The following is a 9,864-nucleotide window of genomic DNA, read 5'->3' as shown; positions in this document are numbered from 1 at the left end:
GCTGAAGCGACGGAAGACGGTGTTCCATTCTCCAAACAGCTCCGGCAGATCGCGCCAAGGCGAGCCGGTGCGCACGATCCACAGCACCGCCTCGATGAACATACGATTGTCCCGGCCCGAAGAGCCGCGCGTCCGCTCGTCGCCGATGATGTGCGGCGCTATCCGCGCCCACTGCTCATCCCCAAGCACCAGTCGATCAAGAACACCCATCGCTGCCTCATCAAAGGCAGCTTTGAATCACAGATCATTCAGCCCGGGAACCCCAAGAGTCCACACTACCTAGAGCGTTTTCGGGCGAAGTGGATCCAGGCTCGCGTGAAGAAAACGCGATAGAACAGATAGATGGAGAAATTCACCGATTCCAGGAAACGGGGAAATATTCCGGGGCAGGTTCAACTCTGATCGCCTCGCAATCTGGTCGGACACTGCACGCCCCGTCCTGGTGCTCAGGCGACCTTAGGCCGAGCGGAACCGGCCCGCCGGAAGGTTGCGCGCCGGGTCCGGGCCTCAGAACATCGTGTTGGGATTGGCGGCCGTCTCCGGTACGGGCTGGATCACGTCCCAATGCTCGACGATCCTGCCGTTCGTCACCCGGAAGATGTCGACGATGGCGTTGCCACGGTCTTGCGGGTTGAGGGTCGAGTGGACGTGCACCGCGACGAGGTCGCCGTCGGCGATCACGCGAATGATCTTGTTGGTCGCCTGGGGGTTCTTCTCGAACCGCCCGCTGAGGAACCGGATCGTCGCCTCGGGGCCGTCCGGTACGTTCGGATTGTGCTGTGTGTAGGTGGGGCCGACATACTGGTCGAAGCCCTCCTTCACGCGGTGATCCTCGAAGACCATCCGGTAGAAACCCGTGACGATGTCCTTCGGGCTGTTCTGTGCAGCGCCGGCCGCCGTCGCGGCGAAGCCCGCCAGGAGGGCGATGGCGCCGGCCACGAGGGTCCGGTTCAGGGTGAGGAGGCGCATCGTGGTTCCTTCTGGTGCGTCCATGAGGCGCTTGGCGCCCGGCCGCAGGTTTGCCCCGGCGCGGCGCGCGCCGGTTCGTGCGGACCTGGCGGCCATCTATGCCTTCTCCGGCACCCGCTCAAGCCGCAGGCGCGGGCCATCCCGCCATGCGCGATAACGTTGCGGTGAAACCGACAGGACGACGGGCGAAAGCGCGAGATATGGATTGAATTCAAATTATTTGATTTGCTACATGAAGCCATGCCCCATGCCCTGTCCTCCCGCGGCCGGTTCGGCCTGCTTTTCGTCGGCGCCGCCCGCCGCTGGCGCAGCGCGCTCGATGCCGGCCTGGCCGAGGTCGGCGCCGGCGATGCCACATGGTCCCCGCTGATCCACGTCCACCGTGCCGGCGGCGGCCTCTCGCAGAAGGAGCTTGCCGCGCGGGTCGGCATCGACGGGTCGAGCCTTGTCCGGCTCGTCGATATCCTGGCGGCCAGGGGCTTCATCGAACGGCGGCAGGACACGGCCGACCGGCGCTCCAACCTGCTGTTCCTGACACCGGCGGGCGAGACCGAGGCGCGCAGGATTCAGCGGGTCCTGACACGGCTGGAAACGCGGATGCTGGCGGGCCTCGACGGCGCCGAGATCGCCGCGCTGACCGCCGCCCTTGAGCGGATCGATGCCCGGATCGAGGCGCTGCGCCACGGCGCGCCGGAGGCCCCATGAGGATCGGTCATGCCGTGACCCGCGCGGGGTTCGATCCGGCGCGTCTGGGCTTCACGCTGCGCACCGCGCTGGCCGCCGGCTGCGCCGTGCTGGCCGCCTGGATGATCGGCCTTGAGCATCCGCAATGGGCGGGCATGACCGTATGGGCGGCCTCGCAGCCGGTGCGAGGCCATCTGCTGGAGAAAAGCCTGTTCCGCGTCCTCGGCACCATTCTCGGTGCGCTGTTCGGCATCGGCCTCGTGGCCGCGGCGCAAGGGCAGGCGTGGATCATCGTCCTTGGCCTGTCGGCCTGGGTCGGCCTGTGCGTCGGCGCGGGCAACCTGCTGCGCGGCTTCGTCTCCTACGGCGTCCTCCTGGCTGGCTATTCCGCCGCCATGGTCACGCTGCTGCACAGTGCCCAGCCGGACGGCACCCTCGCGGTGGGGATCGACCGGATGCTGACGGTCCTGGTGGGCGTGGCGGTGGCGCTTGCGGTCGGCCTGCTGTTCGCCGCGCGGCGTGACCATGACAGCCTCGCCCGCAGGGTCGACCGGCTGTCCGGCCGCGTCCTTGCCCTTTTGGCCGCCCATCTGGCGGAGGCGGCCGTTCCGGGCGAACGGGAGTACCAGTTCCTGCTCGCGGAACTGGCCGCCATGGAGGAGGAACTGGACGGCCATGCCGCGGGCTCCCTGCATTTCCGCGCCGCCGTCCGTACCCTGCGCCGCCGGCTCGCGGCGCAGGTGGCCGCGCTGCTCTGGATGCGGCGCGCGCCGCCGCCGGGGGCGTGGGGTCCGCTTGTCGCCGCGCTCGAAGCCGCCGCCGTCGATTTGGAGCGGCCGGGGACCGGCGGCGAGGACGCGCTGCTGCGGGCGGTCGGGCTTGCGGCCTCCGATCCGGCCCTGCGCGAGGTGATCGCCGGCCTCTCGCTGGCCCGGAGCGGACAAAGCGGAGATCTGGAAGCCGCCGATGCGCTTCCGCTCATCGCCCTGCACCGGGACTGGATCGGCGCGCGCGAGGCCATGCTGCGCGCCGGTGGTGTGACGCTGGCGGCCGGGCTGGCATGGCTGGCGACGGGCTGGAGCGCCGGGCCGCTGCTCATGCTCGGCACGGCGATCATGACCACGGTGTTCTCCACCTTCGACAATCCGGTCCAGACCATGCGCTCGGTCCTCGTCGGGCAGGTGCTGGGCGTGGCGGGCGCGCTGGCCTGCCGGTGGCTGGTGTGGCCGCATGCGGGCGGCGAACTCGGCCTGATCCTGTGGATGATGCCCTTCATCCTGGTCGGCGCCTTCCTTTTCGCGCACCCCCGCACGGCGGCGGTCGGCTTCGACTACAACATGGTGCTGCTGCTCCTGCTCCAGCCGCTATGGCCGCTTGGCGGCACGCTGGAGGCATCGATCACCGCCGCGGTCGCGGTCCTGCTTGGCCCGGTGATCGCGCTCCTGGCCTATCGGCTGGTCTTCCCCATCAGCGGACGCAAGCGCTTGCAGATGCTGCGCACCATGATGGTGCGCGAGGTCGAGGAGATGGCCGGGCGGCCGGATGCCGCGTGGCGTCCTCCCGTCTGGCGCGCCCGCCTCTATCACCGCGTCCTGCGCCTGGCGCGGTGGGCGGAGAAGACCGGCCACGGCCAGGCGGAGGTGATCGACGGCGGCCTCGCCGTGCTGCTGGCGGGGAGCGCGGCTCTGCATCTGGGCGAGGCCCTGCGCGCGCCGGATCTCGCGCCGGGCACGGCCCGCCGGCTCACGGCGGCGCTGGCGCGGCTGCGCGACGCGGGCGCCGATCCCCGCCGTGCCGCCCGCGCTTTGTCCGCGGCGGCGCGGGCGCCCGGCATCGATCCGGATCTGCTGCTGGAGGCTGCGGGCGCGCTTGCCGATCGCGGGGCGTTCTTCGCGGCGGCGGGTCCTCGGCGCGTCATGGGGTGAGACGGCGCCTTCAGGCGGGGGAGTTCATCTCCGCCGGCCGCCGGGGCTGCATCCGCTCGATGGCGACCCGGTTGCGGCCATTCTCCTTGGCCCGGTAGAGGGCCCGGTCGGCGGCCGAGATCAGGTCGCCGATGGAGCGGTCCTGGGATGCCGTCACCGCCGCCACGCCGACGCTCACCGTGACCGGCCAGTCATCCTTGATGACGTCCTTCTCGATGAGCGCGCGGATGCGCTCGGCGGTCTCCTGCGCCCCGTAGAGTTCGGTGTCGGGCAGGATGGCGGCGAATTCCTCGCCGCCATAGCGGGCGGCGAGGTCGCCGGGCCGGCGCAGGCTGTGCTGGACCAGTTGCGCGATGGCTCTGAGCACCTCGTCCCCGCCCGCATGGCCGAGGCGGTCGTTGATCAGCTTGAAGCGGTCGATGTCGACCATCAGCACCGCGATGGAGGAACCGACGCGCAGGGCGCGCTGCCATTCCCGCGCGCTGATGTCATCGAAGCGCCGCCGGTTGGCGATGCCCGTCAGGCCGTCGGTGAGGGACAGGAGAGCCAGCTCCGCCTCCGTCCGGGCGCGCCGGATGATCTCCCGGCGCAGAGCGATGGCGATGCCGACGGTGCCGAGGCACAGCACCAGCGTCGCCGTGCCGGTCACTGAGGCCCGCAACCGCCAGGGGCCGAGGATGTCGTCGACCGCAAGTCCCGCCGCGAGGATGAGCGGAAGGTGGGGGATGTGGCTGAAATTATAGGACCGCAACACCCGGTCGATCCCGGCAACGCCGGTGAACGAGCCGTTGCGCGCGGTCAGCATGCGCTGGAAATTCTGGCGCGACGAGACGTCCAGCCAGGCGCCGCCGGCGGGGCCGAGGTCCGGCTCGCGCGCGAGGATCACGCCATCGTCGCGCATCAGGATCAGCGCGTCCCGCGGATTGCGGTCGAGTTCAGCGAACAGATCGCGCACATAGGTCAGGCGCACGAAGACGGCGAGCACGCCGGCAAACCGGCCCTCGCTGTCCTGGATGCGGCGGGACAGAGCGATGCCGAGTTCCCCGTCCGCGAGGCGGCTCTTGAATGGGCGGCTGAAATAGAGGCCCACATCCGCCTTGTCGCGGTGAGCGAGGAAATAGTCGCGGTCGGCGGCATCCACGGGCGGCCCGGCAAGGGTGGTGGACTCGGCGACGATGGTCCCGTCCGCATTGAGCAGCACCATCTCCCCGGTCGACCCGCCCACCTCCATGGCGCGGGCGAGGAGGCGCTGCCGCATCTGCGGGGTCATCGCCGCCGCCGGGTCCTGCAGATCGCGCACGACGCTGCGTAACAGGACGTCGAACACGTCGAAATGCCGCTGGATGTCCCGGCTGATCGTGAGCACGAGATTGTCCGCCGCCCGCTCCGCCTGGGTCCAGGCATCCCGGCGGCCCTGCCAGAGGCTGGCGCCGATCAGGCCGGCGAAGATCACGGCCAGAGCGATGCCGGCCGGCACGATGAGCCGGGCCGCCCGGGGCAGCGGCGCGGCAAGGCGCTTCGCCCCGCTGTTCGGCCTCGGCTCTCGCGATGTGCGCATGGGATCTTTCGCTCCCATCACGGCAGCGCTTCGAGAGGTAAAAGAGTGATGACTATATTTAACGCCAGCGATGGGATTCGGCAAGCGCAGGGCGTGTTGCAACCTCCGAGGCGGGCCAGGCCGTCCAGAGTGAGCGGGCGCAGTGGCCCCTATCCGTCTGGTGATGCAGCCGGTTCCGCCGCGGGCCTGATCCGGCCGGCGGCGGCTGCGCCCTCGCCGAGGCTGCCCGCGAAGCGCTCCGGCAGGCGTTGCTGGCGGAAGGATTCGGCGACGAAATCGATGAAGACGCGCGTTTTTGCCGGGAGGAAGGCGCGGCCGGCATAATGGAGCGGGTTGGCTCCCGCATCCGGCGCGCGTGTCAGCGTTGCAGGCCCCAGCGCACCACCGTGCGGCGCTCGATGACGCGGAACAGCACCATCTCCACCACGAGGCCGATCAGGATGACCGTGGCGAGGCCCGCGAACACCCGGTCGGTGAGCAGTTCGTTGCGATTGCGATAGATGAACCAGCCGAGCCCGCCCTGGCTGGAGCTAACGCCGAACACCAGTTCGGCGGCGATCAGCGTGCGCCAGGCGAAGGCCCAGCCGATCTTCAGCCCGGACAGGATGGAGGGCAGCGCCGCCGGCAGCAGGATCTGCGCCACATAGGCCGGGCCCCGCAGGCCGTAGTTGCGCCCCACCAGCCGCTGCGTCTCCGGCACCTGGTCGAACCCCGACAGGGCCGCGAGCGCGAACGGCCAGAGCACCGCATGGACCAGCACCAGCAGCAGCGCGCTTTCGCCCAGCCCGAGCCACATCATGGCCAGCGGCAGCAGGGCGATGGCGGGCAGCGGGTTGAACATGGCGGTCAGCGTCTGCAGCACGTCGCGCAGGACGGGGATCGCCACCGCGCCCGAGACCAGGACGAGGGCCAAGGCGACGGCGATGGCATAGCCCTTCAGCAGCACGGTGAGCGAGGCGAGCGCGGACCACAGCATGCCTTCCGACCGCGTGGCCTCGACGAAGGCGGACACGGTGTCGGTGAAGGTGGGGAACAGCAGCGGATTGTCCTGCCACAGCGCCGCGCCCTGCCAGATCGCTGCCAGCGCGGCGAGGATCACGAGGCGCCGGACGCCCGTATTGCGCCACAGCTTGGACAGCGAGAAGGGCGGCCGTGCCGGCGGCAGGGGCCGCACGTCGGCGGGGGCGTTCGCGAGATCGAGTTCAGACATGGCCCCGGGTGCTCCCGAACAGCAAAGTGTGGACCTCGCGGGTCAATTCCTCGAAGGCCGCGCTGCCCACCTCCGCGAGGCCGAGATGGGCGGTGTCGCGCATTGCCAGGGTGCGGCCCGGATGCGGGCTCAGCAGGTGCAGCCGGGTGCCGATCAGCACCGCCTCGTCGATGGCGTGGGTGACGAACACGAGGGTGAAGCGAAGCTCCTCCGCCAGCGCCAGGAGGTCTTCCTGCAACTGGCGGCGGGTGAGCGCGTCGAGCGCCGCGAACGGCTCGTCCATCAGCAGCACGTCCGGCTCGGTGGCGAGCGCGCGGGCGATGGCGGCGCGCTGCTTCATGCCGCCGGACAGAGCGTGCGGGAAGGCGTCGAGCGCGCGGGTGAGGCCGACGCGCGCCAGCGCCGCCTCGGCCCGGTCCCGCGCCTCGGCGCGCGACACCTTGCGGGCGACCCGCAGGGGAAAGGCGACATTGTCGCGCACGGTCTTCCAGGGCAGGAGCTGGTCGAACTCCTGGAACACCACGATGCGGTCCGGCCCCGGTCCGGAAACCGGCCGTCCGCGCACCAGGATGGTGCCGGACGTGGCCGGGAGGAAACCCGCCAAAGCCTTCAGGATGGAGGACTTGCCGCAGCCGGACGGGCCGAGCAGCACGAGGCGCTCGCCCGCGTCCACGCTCAGGTCCACCGCCTCCACGGCCCGCACGGGGCCGCGGTCGGTGGCATAGTCCAGCGTCAGGCGGCGCGCTTCCAGGACGGGAGGCGCCGGTTCCAGGCGAAGGGCGGGGGCGGCCATGTCCTCAGCTCCCCGGATCGCTGTGCAGGTCGTCGAAGGAATAGTCCTTCCAGCTCGCCGGGCGGTTCTTGATGGCGCCGATGTCGGCGAGGAAATTGGCGAACTTCTGCGAGCCCAGCGGGGTCAGGGTGTACTTTACCTGCGGATCGGACAGCACTTCGGCGACGAAGGCCGGGTCGAGCTTGGATTTCTCGACCTTCACATAGATCTCCGCCGCCTCCTTCTTGTGCGCGTCCACCCAGGCGGTGGCCTCGCGGAAGGCGTCGAAGAAGGCCTGGAACGTCTTCGGATTGGTCTTCTTGAAGCGCACGGTGCTGTAGACGAAGGTGGGCGTCACCGGCCCGCCGAGCACGTCATAGGAGGACAGCACCTTGTGGATCTTCGGATCCTTGAGGGCCTGGTCCTGGAACGGCGCGTTGGAGAGATGGGCGGTGATCTCGGTGGAGCCGGAGAGCAAGGCGGCGGTGGCGTCCGGGTGGGGCAGGGTGACCGTCAGCTCGTCCAGCGCCTTCTCCTTGCCTGGGCCGAATGCCTGCTGCGCCGCCATCTGGAGGACGCGGGCCTGCACCGACACGCCCACCGCCGGCAGCGCGATCTTGTCCGCCTTGGTGAAGTCCTTGACGGTCTTCACGTTGGGATTGCTGGTGACGAGATAGTTCGGCTGCGCGCCGAGCGCGCCGATGATCTTCACCTCGTTGGCGGTGCCACGCGTCCGGTCCCACAGGGTGAGGAAGGGGCCGATGCCGGCGGCGGCGACGTCCACATTGCCGGATAGCAGGGCATCGTTCACCGCCGAACCGCCGGACAGCTTGGCCCATTCCACCTTGATGTCGAGGCCGAGCGCCTGCCCGTGCTTCTCGATCAGCTTCTGCTCCTTCATGACATGGAAGGGCGTGTAGAGCGTGCCGAACTGCTCGACGATGCGGATGGTGCCTTCGGCGTGCGCGTGCGCGGGGGCCAGCGCGCCGAGCACGGCCGCGAGAAGGCCGGCGGCGAGACCTCGTTTCAACATGTCCATCTCCGGGCGCGACATCTGCGGGATCATTCGGCGGCTTGGGTGATCGGGGGGCGGCCGGCTTCCGCGCCATGGCTGCCGACGGCGAATTCATTGACGATCTGGGCGCGCACGCTCCGGCGGCGGCCGTCGATGCCGAGCGCCGGGAACAGCAGCTCGGCCACGCGATAGGCCTCCTCCAGGTGCGGGTAGCCGGAGCCGATGAAGGTATCGACGCCGATCGCCTGATATTCGCGGATGCGCGCCGCCACCGTCTGCGGGTCGCCCACCAGGGCGGTGCCGGCGCCACGCCGCACGAGGCCGACGCCGGCCCACAGGTTCGGGGCGACCTCCAGCCGGTCGCGGCGGCCCTCGTGCAGCGCCGCCATGCGCGCCTGCCCGACGGAATCCATCTCGATCTTGAAGCGCTTCTGGGCGTTCTCGATCTGCGCGTCCGAGACCTGGCTGATGAGCCGGTCCGCCGCCGCCCAGGCTTCGCTCTCGGTCTCGCGCACGATGAAGTGCAGGCGGATGCCGAAGCGCAGCGTGCGGCCGCGTTTGGCCGCCTTGGCGCGCACGGCGGCGATCTTCTCGGCCAGCAGGGCCGGGGGCTCGCCCCAGCTCAGGTAGAGGTCCACATGCTCGGCGGCGACCTCCTGCCCCACGTCCGAGGAGCCGCCGAAATAGAGCGGCAGGTGGTCCTGCACGATGGGGAAGTCGAGCCGGCCGTTCTCCACGCGGTAGTAGCGGCCGGCGTGGTTCACCGTCTCGCCATTCACCAGCGCCCGCCAGACGGCGACGAATTCGCTGCCCTGCGCGTAGCGCTCGTCGTGCGGCAGGAACACGCCGTCGGCGGCCAGTTCTCCGGGATGCCCGCCGACCACGAGGTTGAGCAGCAGGCGCCCGTCGCTCAGCCGGTCGAGAGCCGCCGCCTGACGGGCGGCGAACACCGGCGTGGTGACGCCGGGGCGCAGGGCGACGAGGAATTTCAGACGTTCGGTGGCGGTGGCGAGGCCGGCGGCGGTGATCCAGCTATCCTCGCAGCTCTGGCCGGTGGGCAGCAGCACGCCCTTGAAGCCCAGCCGGTCCACGGCGGTGGCCACTTCGCGGAAATAGCCGAATTCCGGCGGTCGCTGGCGGGTTTCGGAGCCCAGATAACTGCCATCCCCATGGGTCGGGATGAACCAGAACATGTTTGGTGCCGGCAGGGTTTCAGTGGGCTGCGTCATCACTCGCTCCGGGATTTCACCCCTGAAACTGGCATATAAAAACATCAAGTCAATAAATTAAGTGGAATATGGATTGACCTTGGCTGGTCCGGCCTATCTGCCGGCCTCAAGCTTGTGCGGGGAATGCGCGGTCGTGTGGTCGGGGCGGCTGACCTGGAGCGCGATCCGATCAGATTGAATCAATCTGAGCAGTGAATCGCCCTCTAACGCTTTGATAGAAAACGTTTTACCGTTCAAATGGCGGTGCCATTTGAATGGGGCGTGCTCTAGGTGGTGTGGACAGTTACCTGATCCACAGGACGATGGCAGCGATTGTGACGATGGCGAGGTAGTTTCGCGCGGTCTTCTCGAAGCGGGTCGCGACACGCCTGAACTGCTTGAGCTTGGAGAAGCAGCATTCGATCAGGTGGCGCTGAGCGTAGAGGTGCCTGTCGAGGCTATGCTTCCTGGCGCGGGATGGATTGGACGGGATGACCGCCTGCGCGTTCCTTGCCGCGATTGT

10 protein-coding genes are annotated in these 9,864 nt (G+C 69.2%); 2 read left to right on the top strand and 8 right to left on the bottom strand.

The genetic code is table 11. The annotated features are described in order from the left end of the window. Window positions 1-210 (bottom strand): transposase (locus tag YU1_RS31135; RefSeq protein ID WP_035714732.1); only part of this gene is annotated, 210 nt, incomplete at its 3' end. A gap of 297 nt (window positions 211-507) precedes the next feature. Further along, complete coding sequence (locus YU1_RS0124840) at window positions 508-1,065, bottom strand: nuclear transport factor 2 family protein (protein WP_198019060.1); 558 nt, start codon at window positions 1,063-1,065, stop codon at window positions 508-510. A gap of 144 nt (window positions 1,066-1,209) precedes the next feature. Between YU1_RS0124840 and YU1_RS0124835 the strand changes: the two genes are divergently transcribed. Continuing rightward, window positions 1,210-1,674, top strand: coding sequence for a MarR family winged helix-turn-helix transcriptional regulator (locus YU1_RS0124835; RefSeq protein WP_029006367.1), 465 nt, complete (start codon window positions 1,210-1,212; stop codon window positions 1,672-1,674). After that, complete coding sequence (locus YU1_RS0124830) at window positions 1,671-3,578, top strand: FUSC family protein (RefSeq protein WP_029006366.1); 1,908 nt, start codon at window positions 1,671-1,673, stop codon at window positions 3,576-3,578. Before YU1_RS0124835 ends, YU1_RS0124830 begins: the two co-directional genes overlap by 4 nt. A gap of 10 nt (window positions 3,579-3,588) precedes the next feature. On the opposite strand, the gene YU1_RS31130 is transcribed toward YU1_RS0124830, so the two are convergent. From YU1_RS31130 to YU1_RS0124800, 6 genes are all read right to left on the bottom strand, one after another. Further along, entirely contained in the window at window positions 3,589-5,136 is a 1,548-nt protein-coding gene (locus tag YU1_RS31130) for a GGDEF domain-containing protein (RefSeq protein WP_051357338.1), read from the bottom strand. A gap of 358 nt (window positions 5,137-5,494) precedes the next feature. Beyond that, window positions 5,495-6,346 (bottom strand): ABC transporter permease, encoded by an 852-nt coding sequence (locus tag YU1_RS0124820; RefSeq protein WP_029006365.1) that lies wholly within the window; start codon window positions 6,344-6,346, stop codon window positions 5,495-5,497. After that, window positions 6,339-7,139 carry an ABC transporter ATP-binding protein gene (locus YU1_RS0124815; RefSeq protein ID WP_051357336.1) on the bottom strand — a complete coding sequence of 267 codons (801 nt, stop codon included), beginning with the start codon at window positions 7,137-7,139 and terminating at the stop codon, window positions 6,339-6,341. Before YU1_RS0124815 ends, YU1_RS0124820 begins: the two co-directional genes overlap by 8 nt. 4 nt (window positions 7,140-7,143) lie before the next feature. Beyond that, the gene (locus tag YU1_RS0124810; protein WP_084540118.1) at window positions 7,144-8,151 is read right to left on the bottom strand and encodes an ABC transporter substrate-binding protein; all 1,008 of its coding nucleotides are present in this window, start codon (window positions 8,149-8,151) and stop codon (window positions 7,144-7,146) included. A gap of 29 nt (window positions 8,152-8,180) precedes the next feature. Then, window positions 8,181-9,362, bottom strand: coding sequence for an FMNH2-dependent alkanesulfonate monooxygenase (ssuD, locus tag YU1_RS31125; protein ID WP_035716687.1), 1,182 nt, complete (start codon window positions 9,360-9,362; stop codon window positions 8,181-8,183). Between the two features lie 283 nt (window positions 9,363-9,645). Next, on the bottom strand, window positions 9,646-9,864 hold a 219-nt coding region (locus tag YU1_RS0124800), incomplete at its 5' end, for an IS5/IS1182 family transposase (protein ID WP_029006362.1).

The organism is Azorhizobium doebereinerae UFLA1-100, assembly GCF_000473085.1.
GTDB lineage: Bacteria > Pseudomonadota > Alphaproteobacteria > Rhizobiales > Xanthobacteraceae > Azorhizobium > Azorhizobium doebereinerae.
Note: the sequence above shows the minus strand (reverse complement) of the source record. Positions and strands in the feature narration are given on the sequence as shown.

Bases quoted from the DNA above. Each gene is read 5' to 3' on its own strand.
- YU1_RS0124840 (WP_198019060.1), bottom strand. From the start codon at position 1,065: ATGGCCGCCAGGTCCGCACGAACCGGCGCGCGCCGCGCCGGGGCAAAC.
- YU1_RS0124815 (WP_051357336.1), bottom strand. From the start codon at position 7,139: ATGGCCGCCCCCGCCCTTCGCCTGGAACCGGCGCCTCCCGTCCTGGAA.
- YU1_RS0124810 (WP_084540118.1), bottom strand. From the start codon at position 8,151: ATGTTGAAACGAGGTCTCGCCGCCGGCCTTCTCGCGGCCGTGCTCGGC.
- YU1_RS0124830 (WP_029006366.1), top strand. From the start codon at position 1,671: ATGAGGATCGGTCATGCCGTGACCCGCGCGGGGTTCGATCCGGCGCGT.
- YU1_RS31130 (WP_051357338.1), bottom strand. From the start codon at position 5,136: ATGCGCACATCGCGAGAGCCGAGGCCGAACAGCGGGGCGAAGCGCCTT.
- YU1_RS0124820 (WP_029006365.1), bottom strand. From the start codon at position 6,346: ATGTCTGAACTCGATCTCGCGAACGCCCCCGCCGACGTGCGGCCCCTG.
- YU1_RS0124835 (WP_029006367.1), top strand. From the start codon at position 1,210: ATGCCCCATGCCCTGTCCTCCCGCGGCCGGTTCGGCCTGCTTTTCGTC.
- ssuD (WP_035716687.1), bottom strand. From the start codon at position 9,362: ATGACGCAGCCCACTGAAACCCTGCCGGCACCAAACATGTTCTGGTTC.